15 protein-coding genes are annotated in these 18,085 nt (G+C 63.0%); 14 read left to right on the top strand and 1 reads right to left on the bottom strand.

All coding sequences use genetic code 11. The features are described 5' to 3' along the window. The 6 genes from ACLBXN_RS12855 (at position 1) to ACLBXN_RS12830 (ending at position 7,500) form a co-directional block, all read left to right on the top strand. Complete coding sequence (locus ACLBXN_RS12855) at positions 1-963, top strand: aspartate carbamoyltransferase catalytic subunit (RefSeq protein WP_003051536.1); 963 nt, start codon at positions 1-3, stop codon at positions 961-963. Positions 964-1,169: 206 nt separating this feature from the next. Then, positions 1,170-2,462 (top strand): dihydroorotase, encoded by a 1,293-nt coding sequence (locus tag ACLBXN_RS12850; RefSeq protein ID WP_343678443.1) that lies wholly within the window; start codon positions 1,170-1,172, stop codon positions 2,460-2,462. Positions 2,463-2,648: 186 nt separating this feature from the next. Beyond that, positions 2,649-3,410: a lysophospholipid acyltransferase family protein gene (locus ACLBXN_RS12845; protein WP_447612382.1), complete on the top strand. Its 762-nt coding sequence runs from the start codon at positions 2,649-2,651 to the stop codon at positions 3,408-3,410. Between the two features lie 51 nt (positions 3,411-3,461). Then, positions 3,462-4,370, top strand: a complete 909-nt coding sequence (locus ACLBXN_RS12840) for a LysR family transcriptional regulator (RefSeq protein ID WP_039049770.1) — start codon at positions 3,462-3,464, stop codon at positions 4,368-4,370. Between the two features lie 102 nt (positions 4,371-4,472). Next, a complete protein-coding gene (locus tag ACLBXN_RS12835; protein WP_043006387.1) occupies positions 4,473-5,861 on the top strand; it encodes an 8-oxoguanine deaminase in 1,389 nt (462 codons plus the stop codon). Positions 5,862-6,147: 286 nt separating this feature from the next. Next, positions 6,148-7,500, top strand: coding sequence for a nucleobase:cation symporter-2 family protein (locus ACLBXN_RS12830; protein WP_043006386.1), 1,353 nt, complete (start codon positions 6,148-6,150; stop codon positions 7,498-7,500). 18 nt (positions 7,501-7,518) lie between these two features. Here the strand turns inward: ACLBXN_RS12830 and ACLBXN_RS12825 are convergent, their stop codons facing one another. After that, positions 7,519-8,529 (bottom strand): Bug family tripartite tricarboxylate transporter substrate binding protein, encoded by a 1,011-nt coding sequence (locus ACLBXN_RS12825; RefSeq protein WP_447612381.1) that lies wholly within the window; start codon positions 8,527-8,529, stop codon positions 7,519-7,521. A gap of 122 nt (positions 8,530-8,651) precedes the next feature. Between ACLBXN_RS12825 and arsC the strand changes: the two genes are divergently transcribed. From arsC to ACLBXN_RS12785, 8 genes are all read left to right on the top strand, one after another. Next, positions 8,652-9,032, top strand: a complete 381-nt coding sequence (arsC, locus tag ACLBXN_RS12820) for an arsenate reductase (glutaredoxin) (protein WP_343678441.1) — start codon at positions 8,652-8,654, stop codon at positions 9,030-9,032. Positions 9,033-9,204: 172 nt separating this feature from the next. Further along, entirely contained in the window at positions 9,205-10,740 is a 1,536-nt protein-coding gene (locus ACLBXN_RS12815) for a Do family serine endopeptidase (protein WP_211457006.1), read from the top strand. 282 nt (positions 10,741-11,022) lie between these two features. Next, positions 11,023-12,576: a phosphatase domain-containing protein gene (locus ACLBXN_RS12810; protein WP_447612380.1), complete on the top strand. Its 1,554-nt coding sequence runs from the start codon at positions 11,023-11,025 to the stop codon at positions 12,574-12,576. A gap of 87 nt (positions 12,577-12,663) precedes the next feature. After that, positions 12,664-13,068, top strand: a complete 405-nt coding sequence (locus ACLBXN_RS12805) for a hypothetical protein (RefSeq protein ID WP_447612379.1) — start codon at positions 12,664-12,666, stop codon at positions 13,066-13,068. 157 nt (positions 13,069-13,225) lie between these two features. Further along, positions 13,226-13,885: a response regulator gene (locus tag ACLBXN_RS12800; protein ID WP_003051565.1), complete on the top strand. Its 660-nt coding sequence runs from the start codon at positions 13,226-13,228 to the stop codon at positions 13,883-13,885. Then, positions 13,882-15,249, top strand: coding sequence for an ATP-binding protein (locus ACLBXN_RS12795; protein WP_447612378.1), 1,368 nt, complete (start codon positions 13,882-13,884; stop codon positions 15,247-15,249). The genes ACLBXN_RS12800 and ACLBXN_RS12795 overlap by 4 nt, the downstream gene beginning before the upstream one ends. Positions 15,250-15,405: 156 nt before the next feature. Then, the gene (locus ACLBXN_RS12790; RefSeq protein WP_447612377.1) at positions 15,406-16,428 is read left to right on the top strand and encodes a sensor domain-containing diguanylate cyclase; all 1,023 of its coding nucleotides are present in this window, start codon (positions 15,406-15,408) and stop codon (positions 16,426-16,428) included. A gap of 120 nt (positions 16,429-16,548) precedes the next feature. Next, positions 16,549-18,018 (top strand): diguanylate cyclase domain-containing protein, encoded by a 1,470-nt coding sequence (locus ACLBXN_RS12785; RefSeq protein WP_447612376.1) that lies wholly within the window; start codon positions 16,549-16,551, stop codon positions 18,016-18,018. The last annotated feature ends 67 nt before the right edge of the window (positions 18,019-18,085 follow it).

Below are 18,085 nucleotides of genomic sequence, written 5' to 3'. Positions count from 1 at the left end.
GTGCTGTACAAGCGCAACCCCCAACTCAACAAGAACGGCGAGCTGATCCACCTGCTCTCCACCGAAGGCCTGTCCAAGGACATCCTGACCCAGATTCTCGACACGGCCAGCAACTTCGTCAGCGTCAACGACCGTGAAGTCAAGAAGGTGCCTCTGCTGCGCGGCAAGAGCGTGTTCAATCTGTTCTTCGAGAACAGCACGCGCACCCGAACCACCTTCGAGATTGCGGCCAAGCGCCTGTCGGCCGACGTGTTCAACCTGGACATCGCGCGCAGCTCGGCCAGCAAGGGCGAGACCCTGCTGGACACCATCGACAACCTCTCGGCCATGGCGGCCGACATCTTTGTCGTGCGCCACAGCGAGTCCGGTGCTCCCTATCTGATCGCCAAGCATGTGGCGCCCCATGTGCATGTGGTCAATGCCGGCGACGGCCGCCATGCCCACCCCACCCAGGGCCTGCTGGACATGTACACCATCCGACACTACAAGCAGGACTTCTCCAATCTGCGCGTGGCCATCGTGGGCGACGTGCTGCACTCGCGCGTGGCGCGCTCGGACATCCACGCCCTGACCACGCTCGGCGCTGCCGAGGTTCGCGTGGTCGGCCCGCGTACCCTGGTGCCCTCGGACATGGCCAGCATGGGCGTGCGCGTCTTCCACAATCTAGAGGAGGGCATCAAGGACTGCGACGTCATCATCATGCTGCGCCTGCAGAACGAGCGCATGAGCGGCGCGCTGCTGCCTTCGAGCCAGGAATACTTCAAGAGCTTCGGCCTGACTGAAAAGCGCCTGGAACTGGCCAAGCCCGATGCCATCGTCATGCACCCCGGCCCCATCAACCGCGGCGTGGAGATCGACTCCGCCGTGGTGGATGGCCCGCAGGCCGTGATCCTGTCTCAGGTGACCTTCGGCATCGCCGTGCGCATGGCTGTCATGTCCATCGTCGCGGGGAATGAGGCTTGAACACCCCCTGAGCCGCTGCGCGGCTTCCCCCTCTCTCGCGATGCGGGAGGGGGACGACACCTCGCGTCGGGGCGGCCCTAGCTCGGTGTCCCGTGCGAAAGTCGACGAAGCAAACTGCAGTTGCTGGTTGTGACGGCTTTTAGAGATGTTTTTATAGCTGCTAGCGCTTGTGTGGCAAGGGCTGGGAGCCAATTTGGTGCCAAACCATGAAGATTCTGATTCGCAATGGCCGGGTGATGGACCCGGCACGAGGTTTCGACCAGCAGGCCGATATCGCCATCGATGGCAGCGTGATCGCCGCCATCGGCACGGTGCCCGATGGTTTTGTGGCCGAGCGTGAAATCGACGCCTCGGGCCAGTGGGTGCTGCCCGGTCTGGTGGACCTGGCCGTGCGCCTGCGCGAGCCCGGCCACGAGCATGAAGGCATGCTGCAGTCCGAGATGGCGGCTGCCGTGGCCGGCGGCGTGACCAGCCTGGTCTGCCCGCCCGATACCGAGCCCGTGCTCGACGAGCAGGGCCTGGTGGAAATGCTCAAGTTCCGTGCCGAGAAGCAGCACAAGTCACGTCTGTTCCCCATGGGCGCGCTGACCGTAGGCCTCAAGGGCGAAACGCTGACCGAGATGGCCGAGCTGACCGAGTCCGGCTGCGTGGCCTTCGGTCAGGCGGACGTGCCGCTGTCCAGCATCACCACGCTCAGCCGTGCGCTGAGCTACGCCAACACCTTCGGCTATGCCGTGTGGCTGCGCCCGCAGGACAAGGATCTGGGCAAGGGCGTGGCCGCCAGCGGCGCGCTGGCCACCCGCATGGGTCTGGCCGGGGTGTCCGTGGCGGCAGAGACGATTGCGCTGCACACCATCTTCGAGCTGATCCGTGGCTCGCAGACACGGATTCACCTGTGCCGCATCTCCAGCGCAGCAGGCGTGGAGCTGGTGCGCCGGGCCAAGGCCGAAGGCCTGAACGTGACCGCCGACGTGTCCATCAACTCGCTGCTGCTGACCGAGAACGATATCGGCTACTTCGACAGCAGCGCCCGTGTGGTGCCCGTGCTGCGCCAGCAGCGCGACCGCGATGCGCTGTCTGCTGCACTGGCGGACGGCACCATCGATGCGCTGGTTTCCGATCACTGCCCAGTGGACGAAGACGCCAAGGTGCTGCCTTTTGCCGAAGCCGAACCCGGTGCGACCGGCGTGGAGCTGCTGCTGTCCATCGCCGTGAAGTGGAGCCGCGACTACAAGGTGCCGCTGAACCGCGCACTGGCAGTCGTGACTTCGGCGCCCGTGGCCGTGCTGGGCAGTGCGCTGGGCGAGCAGCAATCCCTGCTGGGGCAGCTCAGCGTGGGCGGCGTGGCTGATCTGTGCATCGTCGACCCCGAGGCCGAGTGGACGGTCGATCCCAAGGCGCTGCAGAGCCAGGGCAAGAGCACTCCCTTCAATGGCTACGAGCTGCCTGCGCGCGTGGTAACGACTATCGTTGACGGCGCTGTTGCCTATCAACGATAGGCTCCCCTGAGCGGCTTTGCCGCTTCCCCCTCTCGCGATGCGTTGCATCGGGAGGAGGACGAGACCCTTGGTGCGCGGCGGCGCTTGCTCGGTACCTCTGACTTTGCATTGCGCCAGTCTTAGGCGCTTGCCGGTTTCAAGTTGGTGCAACTTGTGCGGGGCGAGTCGCTAAACTCTTTGAGAATCATGGCAAACGGCTTGCACAAAATCAGAACCGGCTTGCGCGCAGTCTGGCGCGGACTGCGTCTGCTGGCCCATGTGGCCAAGGGCGCCTGGATCGTGGCGTTTCGCTTTCCGCAGCTGCACTACCAGCAGCAGCATGAGCATGTGCAGGCCTGGGCCGCAGCGCTGCTGCTGCGCGCTGGGGTGCAGCTGGAGGTCAGAGGCCTGCCGCCAGCCAAAGGGCCGGTGCTGATGGTCAGCAACCATATCTCCTGGCTCGATATTCCCTTGCTGCATGCGGCACGCCATTGCCGCTTCATCTCCAAGTCCGATGTCAAGGGCTGGCCCATCATCGGCACGCTGGCGACGGCAGCGGGCACGCTCTACATCCAGCGCAGCTCGCGCCGCGATGCAGTGCGCATGGTGGGTGCCATGGAAGAGGCCTTCAAACGCGGCGAAATCCTGGCCGTCTTCCCCGAGGGGACGACGGGTGACGGGCGCAGCCTGCTCTCGTTTCACTCCAATCTGCTCGAAGCCGCCGTGCAATGCGATGCGCCGGTGCAGCCCGTGGGGCTGCGCTTTGTCGATGGCAAAACCGGCGGCACCAGCTATGCCGCCACCTATGTGGGCGACGAGACCCTGCTGGGCTCCATCTGGCGCGTGCTTTGCTCGGACCAGCTGATTGCCGTGGTGCATTACGGCGAGGCAGAGACTGGCCATGGACGCGACCGCCGCGCCTGGGCCAAGGACCTGCACACCGAGGTGGACAGGCTGCGCCAGAGCTAGGTGCTCTGCCGGCGCTTTCCGCGGTCGGTCAAACCCGTGTAGGCTGCGCGCATGCACGCCAGAGTTTTGCGCTATCTCGATGAAGTGGTCCGCCGCGGCTCCATCCGCAAGGCGGCCGAGTACCTGCATGTGGCTCCCACGGCCGTGAACCGGCAGATCCTCGATCTGGAGGCCGAACTGGGTGCGCCGCTGTTCGACCGCATCCACAATCGTCTGCGTCTGACGCCTCTGGGTGAGATGGTGCTGACCCATGTGCGCAGCACCTTGCGCGAACATGCAGCGCTGCGCGAGCGCATTGCCGACTTCAAGGGCATGAGACGCGGCGAGATCACGGTGGCGGCGACGTCGGGCCTGGCGGGCTCCTTGCTGCCATCGCTGGTGCATGACTTTCGCAGCAGCCATCCGGGGATGGTCGTGCGTGTCATCGACCTGCCCATACAGGCCATTGTGTCTGCCGTGGAAGCAGGGGAGGTGGACCTGGGTCTTGCCTACGATCTGGCGCCCAGACCCGGTTTGCGCATGCTGGCAGCCAGCGAATGGCAGATCGGAGCCATCCTGCCGGTCAAGCACCCACTGGCCCATCAGTCGTCGCTGCTGCTCAGCGAATGCGTGGGTCATCCGCTGATTCTGCCGGCACCTGCCCTGACCATACGCAGTCTGCTCAACGAAGCCTTCGCGCGCAGTGCCATCGAGGTGACGCCGGTGGCCGAGTCCACCTCCATGGCCTTGATACAGCGCCTGGTCATGCTGGGCGAAGGCATTGCCCTGCTCAACGCGCTGGATGTGCTGGAGGAGCTGGATCGCGGCTCGCTCAGTTTCGTGCCTCTGCGCGACGCACATCTGCAGCGCCAGACCCTGATGCTGTTCGTACGCAAGGGCGCGGAGCTGAGTGCCGCCGCAGCACTCATGGCGGCAAGCATCGAATCCGCGCTGGCGCGGCTCTACGCCAGAAAACACTGATTCTTTGTCCACATTTTGTGGACATGGTTGGCGGAATTCAGCGCTATCGCGCGCCTGGGCGGCTCTCTAGACTTGCGCTTCTTGTTTAGAGAGAAAGAAACCATGACCCTGATAGCCCTGAATGCCGACGTACTGGTCACCATGGATGCGCAGCGCCGCGAGATCAAAGATGGCGCTCTGGTGGCGGACGGCCCAGCCCTGCTGTGGGTGGGCACAACGGCCGAGCTGCCGGCGCAGTATCGCCGCATGGCAGACGAGGGCCAGGCGCGCGTGCTGGACATGCGCGGCAAGGTCGTGACGCCGGGCCTGGTCAACACCCACCACCACATGTATCAGAGCCTGACGCGTGCCGTGCCGGCCGCTCAGGATGCCGAGCTGTTCTCGTGGCTGCAGAACCTCTACATGCTGTGGTCACACCTGACGCCCGAGATGATTCATGTCTCGACCCAGACCGCCATGGCCGAACTCATGCTGTCGGGCTGCACCACGACCAGCGACCATCTTTACCTGTTTCCCAATGGCTCGCGCCTGGACGACTCCATCGCGGCTGCGCAGCAGATGGGCATGCGCTTTCACGCCGCACGTGGCTCCATGAGTCTGGGCCGCAGCAAGGGCGGCTTGCCGCCCGATGTGGTGGTGGAAGAGGAAGAGGCCATTCTGCGCGACAGCCTGCGACTGATCCAGCAGTACCACGACGGCTCGCGCCACTCCATGCTGCGCGTGGTGCTGGCGCCTTGTTCGCCGTTCTCGGTGACCCGCGATCTGATGCGCGAATCGGCGGTGCTGGCGCGCGCGCACGGCGTCTCGCTGCACACCCATCTGGCCGAGAACGACAACGACGTGGCTTTCTCGCGGGAGAAGTTCGGCCTGACCCCGGCGCAATACGCCGAGGACCTGGGCTGGGTGGGGCGCGACGTCTGGCATGCGCACTGCGTCAAGCTCGATCCCGAAGGCATTGCGCTGTTTGCGCGCACCGGCACCGGTGTGGCGCATTGCCCATGCTCCAACATGCGCCTGGCCTCTGGCATCGCGCCCATTCGCAGCATGCGCGATGCGGGCGTTCCCGTGGCCCTGGGTGTGGACGGCAGCGCATCGAACGACGGAGCCCACATGCTGGGCGAGGCGCGCCAGGCCATGCTGCTGCAGCGCGTGGGCTACGGCCCGGCGGCCATGAGTGCCCGCGAGGCGCTGGAAATTGCCACGCTGGGCGGTGCACGCGTGCTCAACCGCGACGACATCGGCGCGCTGGCCCCCGGCATGTCGGCCGACTTCGTGGCCTTCGACATGGAGGCTGTCGGCTATGCGGGCGCAGGCCATGACCCCGTGGCGGCGCTGGTGTTCTGCACGCCGGCCAATGTGTCCAGCAGCGTCATCAACGGCCGCGTGGTGGTCGAGGATGGACGCCTGCTGACTGCCGACCTGCCCGTGGTGCTGGGCCAGCACCGCAATCTTGCGCGCAGCCTGTTCGAGCGGGCTGCAGCAGGACATTGAGACTTTTCGGTGACGGCCATCGCGGGTCCATTGCGATGGCCGGACATCGGTGTGAGAGAGATTCCAAGCCTTTTCGGCACTGGAAGAAAAGTGGGCTCGGGACTGGTGTCAGGTGACTTGGAGTGCCAGAAATTCTTTCTCGATACCGGACAAGCTATACGGCGCCGCGCATGGGCTGTATCGGCAACGGCATATGAGAGCTCCCGGTTGCGTGCTTAGTCTTGTGGCCTTCGCGGGGAAGCCTATTCCCCGGCGATTGCATACCTAAAAAACAGGAGACAAGACCATGGAAAAACTGCTTTACGGGGTGGAAGACCGTCCGCCCAGCCTCATCACCACCACGCTGCTTTCGCTGCAGCATCTGCTCGCTGCGCTGGGCGGCATCATCGCCGTACCGCTGGTGTTCGGCGGTGCGCTCAAGCTGCCGGCCGACCAGATCGTGGCCCTGGTCAATGCGGCTTTGCTGGGCTCGGGCGTCGTCACCATCATCCAGTGCCGCGGCGTGGGGCCTGTCGGCATACGCCTGCCTTGCGTGATGGGTACAAGCTTTGCTTTTGTCGGCGCAGGCATCAGCGTGGGGCTGGAGCATGGCGTTCCCGGCATCCTGGGCTCCTCGCTGGTGGGCTCGCTGGTGATGATCATCGGCAGCTTTTTCATGCCGGTGATCCGTCGCTTCTTTCCGCATACCGTGACCAGCGTGGTCGTGACCATGATCGGGCTGTCGCTCACGCCCGTCGCCGTGGACTGGGCCGCAGGCGGCGTGGGCAGCGGCAGCTACGGCGCCGTGGGCAATCTGGCGATTGCGGGCTTTGTGCTGGCGCTGGTGATCGGCTTTGTGCAATGGGGTAAGGGCGTGATCTCGGCATCGGCCGTGGTGCTGGGGATTGCCTGCGGTTATCTGCTGTGCCTGGCCCTGGGTCTGATCGACTTCACCCAGGTGCGCGAGGCGCCGATCTTCGCGATTCCGCAGCCGCTGCATTTCGGCATGAGCTTTCCGGTATCGGGCATCGTTGCCATGTCCATCGCCTTTCTCGTGACCATTGTCGAGACCACGGGCACTTTCATGGCACTGGGAGCGGCAACGCAGACGCCGATCCGCGGCAAGCGCCTGGCCAGCGGCATGTTGTGCGACGGCGTGGGCTCGGCCTTTGCCGCCGTGATGTCGAGCCCGCCGGTTTCCACCTTCGCGCAGAACGTGGGCGTGGTTTCGCTCACCGGCGTGGCCAGCCGCCATGTGGTGATGCTGACCGGCGTAATGCTGCTGCTGGCCGGACTGTTCCCGGTGCTGGGCGCGCTGGTGGTGACGATTCCCCAGCCCGTGCTTGGCGGCGCGGGTCTGATGATGTTCGCCATGATCATCCTGGCCGGCATCCGCATGCTCAGCAGCGCCGAGCAAACACGCCGCAGCGGTCTGATCATTGCGGTCTCGCTGGGCTGTGGTCTGGCCGTGACGGTGCGGCCCGATCTGCTCTCCAAGATGCCGGCCTTTGTACGCGAGGTCTTCGGCTCGGGCATCACCGTGGGTGCGCTGGTGGCCGTAGGCCTGAATCTGCTGCTGCCTGGGCGCGAGCTCGATGCGCATGAGGAAGAGCTGGAGCCGGCGACGGCTGTCGTGACCGCCACTTCTGCTGCGGCCTGATGCCTCAGTGCTGCCCGCTCACAGCGTCATCTTGCTGTCGATGATGACGTTGCGCCAGCGCGCAAGGTCCCTGGCGATCAGATCGCCAAAGACCTTGGGTGTGCTGGGCATGGGCTGGGCGCCTTCGCTTTGCAGACGTTCCAGAATGGCCGGGCTTTTGAGCGAAGCATTGATCTGCTGATTGATTCTGGCGACCACATCGGTAGGCATGTTGGCCGGGCCGACCACGCCATACCATTGGTCGGCCTCGAAGCCGGGTAGGCCTGCTTCGGCCACGGTGGGCACCTTGGACAGCGCAGGGATGCGTTGCGGTGACGACACGGCTATCGCCTTGATCTGGCCTGCGCGGATCTGCGCAAGCACGGCGGGAATGCCGGTGAACAGGGCCTGTACCTGACCGGCCACCAGATCATTGACGGCGGGGGCCGTGCCCTTGTAGGGCACATGCTGCATCTTCAGCCCTGCTTGCAGGCTCAGATAGGCCATGGTCATATGCGCGGCGCTGCCGTTGCCGCCCGAACTGAAGTTCACCGCTCCGGGATGGGCCTTGGTGTAGCTGATGAACGATTCCAGATCATGGACCGGCAGCGAAGGATGCACGACCAGCACATTGGGCACACGCGCAACCCAGGCCAGGGGCGTAAAGCTCTTGATGGGGTCGTAAGGCAGCTTGGGGTAGAGCGTGGGTGTAACGGCCAGCGTGCCCACATGGCCCATGAGCAGGGTGTAGCCATCTGCACCGGCCTTGGCCACGCGGTCCGCGCCAATGCTGCCGCCTGCGCCGGCAACGTTTTCCGGCACCACACTCTGGCCCCAGGCCAGGGTCAGCTCGTGACCGATGGCACGTCCAAGAATGTCGGCAGAGCCGCCCGGAGTGAACGGGATGACCAGGCGTATGGCCTTGGCGGGGTATTTGGCATCTTGCGCCAGGGCTGTTCCGGCCAGCCCTCCCAGGGCGGCTGCTGCAGCCCATTGGCTCCATTGGCGACGGGTCAGCGTCAGGGGCTCGCGCTCGGTGAAAGCGGTCATTGATGTCTCCTCTTGATGTTTTGCAGACAGTCTATGAGATGGCGCACAGCCTGGCTCTGGCGCTGCCGGCATAGCTGCTATGTGACGACTGCGGGCAAGGCCGGGCTCGCTACACTGCAGCTATGAGTACAAGTACAGACACCCCCGTGAATCGTCCCGACATCACCATCTTCCACAACAACCGCTGCAGCAATTCGCGTGGCGCACTGGCATTGCTGCGCGAGCGTGGCATCGAGCCCAATATCGTGGATTACCTCGCCACACCACTGACTGCGCCGGAGCTGGCCGAGCTGGTGGCGCATCTGGGCGTGCCTGTGCGTGACTTGCTGCGCAGCAAGGAGGCCCAGTTCAAGGAACTGGGTCTGGACAACGCCGCTGTCGGCGATGTGCAGCTGATTCAGGCCGTGGCTGCGCATCCGGTGCTGCTCAATCGCCCCATCGTGGTCACGCCCAAGGGCGCCAGACTCTGCCGTCCGCCAGAGCTAGTGCTGGAGCTGATCTGAGTGAGGCGAGTCTCAGGCGCAAGAGGCCTGAGCTCACGGGGCGGCAAGTGGCGGCGGATGCCGATTCAGGAGCCTTGCTGAAAACCGAGAGCGCCTAAGTCTCGCCTAAGTGTGGATGGTCAAACTTCCCTTCAATGACACCGATCCGGTGCTTTTCTTTGAAAGGATGACCATGAACACAATTCTGTCCACGCCTCGCCGACTGGTGATGGCCCTGGTGGCTGCTGGTGCGATTGGCGCACTGGGCGCCACCGGTGCCGGTCTGGTGGGAACCCGCAGCGCAGCCCAGGCCACCGAGTCTGCTGTGGCTGCACAGCCCGCAGCGCTTAACCTGCCTGCGGTGAATGCTCCCAATTTTGCGGATATCACGGCACGTAACGGCGCGGCCGTGGTCAATATCAGCGTGGTGGGTTCCTCTCGTGCCATGAGCGACGATGAAGGCGACCAGGCCAGCGAACGTCAGCAACAGGGCCCGGGCATCAGCCCTGACGATCCCTTCTTTGAATTCTTCCGCCAGTTCGGCATTCCTGGCATGCCCGGTGGTCAGGGCATGGGGCCGCGTGCGCAGCAGCCCGATACACCCATGCGCGGACAGGGCTCGGGCTTTATCGTGTCCAGCGATGGCGTGATTCTGACCAACGCCCATGTGGTGCGCGGAGCCAAGGAAGTGACGGTCAAGCTCAATGACCGCCGCGAGTTCAGGGCCAAGGTGCTGGGAGCCGATCCCAAGACCGATGTGGCGGTACTCAAGATTGACGCCAGCGGCCTGCCCACGGTCAAGCTGGGCCAGACCAGCCAGTTGCGTGTGGGGGACTGGGTGCTGGCGATAGGCTCGCCCTTCGGATTTGAAAACAGCGTGACGGCCGGTGTGGTGAGTGCCAAGGGGCGTTCTCTACCTGATGACTCCTTTGTGCCTTTTCTGCAGACGGACGTGGCAATCAACCCCGGCAACTCCGGTGGCCCGCTGTTCAATGCTCAGGGCGAGGTCGTGGGCATCAACAGCCAGATCTACACCCGCTCGGGGGGCTATCAGGGGGTGTCGTTTGCGATTCCCATCGAACTGGCAACCCGTGTGCAACAGCAGATTCAGACAACAGGCAAGGCACAGCATGCCAAGCTGGGCGTGAGCGTGCAGGAGGTCAACCAGGCCTTTGCCGACTCCTTCAAGCTGGACAAGCCGGAAGGTGCATTGGTGGCCAGTGTCGAGAAGAACGGCCCCGCCGCCAAGGCCGGGCTGGAGCCGGGCGATGTGGTGCGCAAGGTGGATGGCAAGCCGGTGGTCGGCTCCGGCGATCTGCCAGCCTTCATCGGCCAGGCCCTGCCTGGGCAGAAGGTGACGCTGGAAGTCTGGCGCAAGGGTGAATCCAAGACCCTGAGCGCAACGTTGGGTGATGCCAGTGACAAGGCGGTGAAGGTGGCCAAGTCCTCACCCGATGGTGACAAGGGCAAGCTGGGTCTGGCGCTGCGCCCACTGCAGCCCGAGGAGAAGCAGCAGATCGGCGTGGATTCCGGTCTGCTGGTGGCCCAGGCCAGCGGTCCGGCTGCTGCCGCAGGCATCAGCCAGGGTGATGTGCTGCTGTCCATCAACGGCGCACCTGCCGGGAATATCGACGAGGTGCGGGCCGCAGTCGCCAAGGCGGACAAGACCGTGGCCGTGCTGATCTGGCGCGATGGCAACAAGATCTTTGTGCCGGTGCGACTGGGTTGACTGGCGCCTTGACTACGCAGAAAACCGCTACCGTTTCGGTTGCGGTTTTTCTTTATCCGATATTTATTGATTTAAAACAAAAAACATCTAAATAAATGATTTTTAAGTGGATTTCCCCATGTTGTTGTCATGTTTCCAGAGGTAACGAGTTGCTGAGGATGTAATGCCATAGACTGCCGGCCAAAACATTCATTCGCCTTTTGGCGCCATGCGGTGGCGATTCGGTGTGACCGCAAACAAATCGTGACGGCCCTCGAAGCAGGCGCTGCGAAGGGGACATTCTTGGATCAGCAACACAGTCTGCAAGTGCAAGGCCTGGGCGCTTCATTCGGTCCGCGAGTGGTTTTGGCCGAAGTGGATTTCACGCTGCCGCAATCAGGCGTAACCGCTTTGCTGGGTCCTGCGGGCACGGGCAAGTCCACGCTGCTGCGCACGCTGGCTGGACTGAATGCGAGCAATCCGCGCTTTCGCAGCTGGGGGCAGGTGGTCTATGCCGATCAGCCATTGCACATGCCTTTGAGTGCCGATGGCGAGCAGGTCTTGCCTCGCCTGGTGCAGCAGCATGCCAGGCTGATGCGCGCCAACACCCTTGATGCGCTGATCGAGAAAGCACGCCATAGCGAGTCACGTGCACCACTGCAATGGCGTCATTGGGTGAGCGAGCAGCTGCAGCACTATGGCCTGGCCGAGCTGGCCCAGGTACTGGACAAGCCCACCATGCTGTTGAGTGCGGTGCAGCAACGTGCCGTGGCTATTTTGCGCGAGGCCTGGGCCAGGCCGGCGGTGTTGATGATCGATGAGCCCACGGCCGAGCTGGAGGGCTATGAGGCTTTTTTACTGCTGGACGTGATCAAGCAGATCGGTCAGCAGCGCAGTGTGCTGCTGGTCACGCACCAGCAGCAGCATGCACAGGCTGCTGCGCAGCAGATGCTGTTGCTCGCCGGCGGGCGTATCCAGGAAGCTGCGGCAATGGCGGAGTTCATCCAGCATCCGCTCAGCGCTGCCGGTCAGCAGTTTGTGCGCAGCGGCAGCTGCGCCGTCCCCATGCCGGGAACGCCTGTGCATGAGCTGGCAGACGATGTGCTGCCGCCGCCTCCCTTGCCTGCCGCAGCTCTGGCCGCCATTGCTGAATTTGCCGACCTGCGCATATCGTCTTCAGCCGTGAGCGAGGTCGTGGAGCCCATGCTGCCTGCGGCAAAGCCTGTATCGGCATCAGAGCCTGCGGCGCCTAGGCCGGTCGCGGCCGCAGCGCTTGTGGCATCTGACACGACCGCTAGAGACCGCCATCAGCCTCGCCCCGTCAATGCGGCCGTGCTGATGGAAATGCAGCCATTGCAGGCCGCTGAAAATGCCGTGCCAGCCAGCCGTGGTCCGAGCGGATTTTCCTGGCTGGTGCCAGGGCGGCTGGCAGGTACTCCCTGGCCAGGCGTGGTGCACGACATGGACGCCGATCTCAAGGCTTTGGGCCGCTGCGGCGTCACCATGCTGATCACGCTGACGGAGAGGGATTTCCCGCAGGAAGCGCTGACCCGCAACGGGCTCAGGAACTTTCACCTGCCGGTCTATGACCACGAGCCGCCGACCGTGGCGCAGATGCAGATGCTGCTGGCGCGCATGTCTGCCGCCCTGCGTCGTGGCGAGGTGTTGGCCGTGCACTGTCTTGCCGGATTGGGTCGCACCGGCACCGTGCTGGCGGCCTGGCTGGTGCGCGAGGGCCTGACTGCCGAAGAGGCTTTGCGTCGCGTGCGATTGATTGACGCTCAGTACGTGCAGTCCGAGGCGCAGGAGGCGCTGCTATATGAATTCGAAAACGCATTGCTGCAAAAGATGGCGTGATGTTTTCAAGACCGCTTTGACATGTTCCCTGCCGACGGCGAAAGGGTGCATGACGCCAAAGATAAGCAATAGGAAAGAGAGAACCCAATGAGTTTGGATGCTGTGTTGACGCAGGCCGTGGCTTTGGTGCCTGAATGTCTGGCTGCTGGTTACGTGGATGCTGCCTCGGGCATGCTGCTATCGATCCGCACCGTGGATTCCCACCCGCGCGAAGTGATTGATCTGGTGGCGGCTGCCACGGCCGATCTGTTCAACGGCCCCAACGTCTCCATGATCGAGACCTTGTTCAAGCGTTCGCGCGGCATCAGCGATGATGGCCATCACTACTTTCAGGAAATCATCATCAACAGCGATAACCTGATTCATGTCTTTCTGCGCAGCAAGGCAGTCCCCGACTATGTGGCTGTCTTTGTCTGCCGCCGTACTGCCAACCTGGGCATGGCATTGACCAAGGCGCGTATGGCGATGCCGGGCATCGAAGCTGCGGTGTAACCGGCAGCCCTTCATGTGAGGTGTCGGCTTGCCCGCTTGGGGTGAGGCTGCATCGCTTGTCACGTTTCGCCTTGCGTGGATGCATGCAGGTGGTTTGCGATGCACCCTTTGTTTCTGGTACCGGGCATTCCCGCTTTAGCGGCGCTATCCTTGCGCCATGCGTTTACTGCTCGTTGAAGATGACACCATGATCGGCCAGGCCGTGCAGGCACTGCTGCGTGGTGAAGGCTATGTGGTGGACTGGGTTCAGGACGGAGCCCGGGCCGATACGGCCTTGCGCGGGCATCAGTACGATCTGGTTCTGCTCGATCTGGGGCTGCCGGAAATGGACGGCCTGCAGGTGCTGCGCCAGCTGCGCGCGCGCAAGGACGCAACGCCCGTGCTGGTCGCCACGGCGCGTGATGGGGTGCGTGATCGCATTGCCGGCCTGGACGCAGGGGCCGATGACTATGTCATCAAACCCTATGACATGGATGAGCTGCTGGCCCGCATTCGTGCACTGGCACGCCGCGCGGCCGGGCATCTGGAGGCTGTGTACGAGCATGGCGGCATCATGCTGAACCCCAATACCCGCGAAGCCAGCGTGAATGGTCAGCCGGTCACCCTGTCAGGCCGTGAATGGGCGGTGCTGCAGGCATTGCTGGCAAGGCCCGGGGCCACGCTGTCGCGCCAGCAGCTCGAAGACAAGCTTTACGGCTGGGGCGATGAGGTCAGCAGCAATGCCGTGGAGGTCTATATCCACGGGCTGCGTAAAAAGCTCGGTGCCGCAGCAGTGCTCAATGTGCGCGGTCTTGGATATATGGTGCCCAGACCATGAGCAAAAACCAGGCATTGAAGCGGCTGAAACTACCCGGTTCGCTGGGCGGACGTCTGCTGCTGTTCATCGGCATGGCGATTTTGCTGGTGGCTGTTCTGCAGGGGGCATTTGCCTATCGCAATGCACTGGAGCAGACCGATACCTTGTTCGATTACCAGATGCAGCAGACGGCGTTTGCGCTGCGAGCGGGTCTGCCAGTCGATGTCAAAGGCCGGGCGCAGGGGGCACCGCCCGAAGATGAGAACAACGAATTCATCGTGCAGGTCTGGACCAATGAGGGCCTGAGAATCTTCGAGTCGGCCCTGGGCGAGGCTTTGCCCCAGATGGCTGTGCTTGGTTTTGCCGATGTGCCGGCACGTGGCACCACCTATCGTGTGTTCTCGCTGCAGACACGCTCTCAGGTGATTCAGATTGCCCAGGACATGCGCGTGCGTCAACTTCTGGCGCGCGCTGCGGCCTGGCGCAGCCTGCTGCCTGTGGTCTTGCTGCTGCCGCTGCTGGCTTTGGCTGTGTGGTGGGTGATTCGCCGTTCGCTGACGCCCGTGCAGCGGGTGCGCAGGGAGTTGGCCCTGCGTCAGCCCCAGGATCTGGCGCCGGTTGCGGAGCATGATTTACCGGATGAAATGCGCCCTCTGGTGCAGGAGTTCAACAGCTTGCTGCAGCGCGTGCGCGAGGCTTTTGAGACTCAGCAGAATTTCGTGGCAGACGCAGCACATGAGTTGCGCTCGCCGCTGGCCGCCCTGCAGCTGCAATTGCAGCTGCTGCGTAAAGCTACGGACAGCACCGAGCGTGAGGCGGCGCAGGCGCGCCTCGCGGAAGGTATCGAGCGCGCCAGACGCCTGGTGGAGCAATTGCTGGCATTGGCCAGGCAGGAGGCCAAGCCGCAGACCGAAGGCGCACCGCTGGCCGATTTGCGCTTGCTGGTGGAACAGGCGCTGGTGGATGCCGCACCGGCAGCCCAGGCCAAAGGGCTGGACATGGGTTTGAGTGAGGAGCCGCAGCAGCAGTCCTCATTCAGCGTGCCTGCCGACACGGAGGCGCTGGCAGTACTGCTGCGAAATCTGCTGGACAACGCGATCAAGTACGTGCCCGCAGGCGGGCGTGTCGACGTGGGCTGGCTGCAGGACGAGCAAGGCCGGGCGCTGGTGGTGGAGGATTCGGGCGCTGGCATCGCCGCGGCCGAGCGCCAGCGCGTTCTGCAGCGCTTTGTGCGTGGCCAGGGAGCTGGTGGCATGGCCGGCGGCAGTGGACTGGGGCTGGCAATTGTGCAGAGCATTGCAAGAAGCAGTGGTGCTGAGCTTTTGCTTGACGAGTCACCGCAACTGGGCGGCCTGCGTGTGAGAGTGATCTGGCCTCAGGTCTAGTCCCACAGTCGATTGCATGAAAATACGGGCGTTGAAATCCGGCATTCATTGCATGATTGGCGGATTGTCTGAGCCGCATGCAAGCGATGATGTCGAGACTTCAGACCTTGTTTGAGCAGCCGCACTTGTCGTGTGTTCCTTCCCCAAAATTGCACCATGCCATCAATTGTTCAGCGCCTTTCCCGGACCGTATCCAATTCTCAGAACCTGCCCAGCTTCACGCGGCCTCTGCTGGAAATCATGGTCGAGGTGACGGATCTCGAGTCGGCCTATCTCACCACCGTGGACGAGGGACGCGGCATTCAGAATGTCCTGTATTCGCTCAACACGGGAGGGATGACGATTCCCGAAGGACTGGAGGTGCCATGGAACGACACCTTGTGCAAGCGCTCGCTCGATGAAGGGCGCAGCTATACCGGCAATGTGGCCGAGTGCTGGGGCGACTCGGATGCCGCGCGCCAGCTGGGTATCCAGACCTATGTGAGCACGCCCGTGCGCTTTTCCGATGGCGCATTGTTCGGCACTTTGTGTGCCGCCAGCGATCACTCCGTCGCGCTGGCGGGCGAGGCCGAGGATTTGCTGCGCCTGTTCGCCAAGATCATCGCGGGCTTTGCAGAGCGCGAGCAACTGGTGCGCTCGCTGCAGCATGCCAACGAGGAGCTGGCTTCGCTCGCCATGCTTGATGCCCTGACCGGATTGCCCAATCGCCGCTGCGTGACCGAGGAACTCAACCGGCTCATCGCCCATTGCCGACGCACCCGTGAATGGGTGCTGGTGGGCTTCGTGGATCTTGATCGCTTCAAACAGATCAATGACCAGTTTGGTCATGAAGCCGGGGATGCATTGCTGCGAGTCATGGCCGAGCAATTGCGCGCCGGCCTGCGCAGCAGTGACATGCTGGCTCGCTTTGGCGGAGATGAATTCGTCATGGTCGGCACAGGGCCCTTGCTCGATGAGGACGGTGACAGCGTGATCAGGGAGATGCAGCTCAGGCTGAGCAAGGCCTCTGTCGCCAGCTTGCAGCTGGCCGATGGGCGCAAGATCGACTATGCCGGCGCCAGCGTGGGCATGGTCTGCTTGATGCCTGATGAGACCGATGTGGACGATGCTCTGCAGAAAGCCGATGCCGCCATGTACAAGGTGAAAGCCGCAAGGCAGAGGCTGCCCGAGGCGATCTGAGCCGAGAGACTCCTGCGGGAGTCTTTTTTCATGGCGCCGGGACAGCCCATCGATCCTGCGCAAGAGGGCATGCGCACAGGCCTGTCGTCTCGGTAATAATTGTTGACGGAGGTATCGTTTGTGAAAAATTCTCTCGCTGAAGGTCTGGACTTTGAGGATATGTTCAACCTGGCTCCGGTATCGCTCTGGATGGAGGATTACAGCGGCCTCAGACAGATATTCGATCAGTGGCGAGCGGATGGAGTCCGCGATCTGCTGAGCTTCCTCAGAGAGGATCCGGAGCGGCTCAAGCTGTGCAGTCAGTCCTACAAGGTGCTGCGGGTCAACCAATACACGCTGGATCTGTTCAAGGCCGCAGACGAGCAAACCCTGAAGAGCCGGCTGAGCGAAGTCTTTCGCGGCGACATGCTCGACAGCATCATGAACGAGCTGCTCGCTCTCTGGGACGGGGTGCTGAGTTTCGAGACCCGTTCGGTCAACTATGCCCTGGATGGGCGGCGACTCGATGTGCAGGTGAGGGCACGTGTGCTGCCGGGCTACGAGCAAAGCTGGAGCCGGGTGCTGGTCTCCCTGGAGGATGTGACGGCCGAAGTGCAGAGCACGACGCGGCTGCAGAGCAGCGAGCAGTACGCCAGGGACCTGTTCGAGTACTCTCCGGTGTCGCTGTGGGTTGAGGACTTCAGCGTGGTCAAGCGCCTGATGGACGATGTTCGGGCGCGCGGGATCACCGATTTCAGAACCTTTCTGAAGGTGCACCCGGAGTTCGTGACGCGCTGCATGCAGGAGATCCAGGTCCTTGATGTGAATCGCCAGACGCTGCAGATGTTCGGTGCCGAGAGCAAGCAGCAGTTGCTGCAGAACCTGTCCAGGGTTTTCAGGGGCGAAATGTATGACTCGTTCGCCGAGCAGCTGATAGACCTGTGGGATGGCAAGCTGGTGCAGCAGCGGGAAGTGGTGAACTACGGCCTGGCCGGTGATGTGCTCCATATTCACATGGAGTTCGCCATCATGAGCAGCCACGCGGAAAAATGGGGCCTGGTGCTGCTGTCGCTGGTGGATATCACGGCCCGCAAGAAGGCTGAGGCTTATCTTGAATATCTGGGCAAGCATGATGTACTTACACAGTTGCGCAACCGCGCTTTTTATACCGAAGAACTGAACCGGTTGTCGCGCAAGGGCCCCTGGCCCTTGTCCATGATCGCCATAGATATGAATGGCCTCAAGGTCGTCAACGACGAACATGGCCATACGGCAGGCGATGCCATGCTGAGGCGTATGGGAGAGGTTCTGACCAAGGCCGTCGATGCGCCGGCCTGCGCAGCCCGTATCGGCGGTGACGAGTTTGTCGTGCTCCTGCCGGGAACCGATGAGCGCGGTGCCGTGGCATTGCAGGAGCGCATCTTGTCCTTGCTGGAGTTGAACAATCAGTTCTATCCGGGCCACAGTATTCAGGTCTCGATGGGCCATGCCTGCGGCCAGGAGGGCACCTCTATAGAGAGCATTGTTCAGGGGGCCGACAAGGCGATGTATGCTGAAAAGGCGCGCCTGTATCGGGACAAGGAGCGCGACAGGCGTGTGAGCCCTGTCTGAAATCAGGTTGGGTGCGGCGCGGTCCAGATCGCTCGGCAGGCGTTGGAGCTGGCATCGACCGCACATA

Source organism: Comamonas sp. C24C (assembly GCF_053345995.1).
This window is presented reverse-complemented; position numbering and strand designations above follow the sequence as displayed.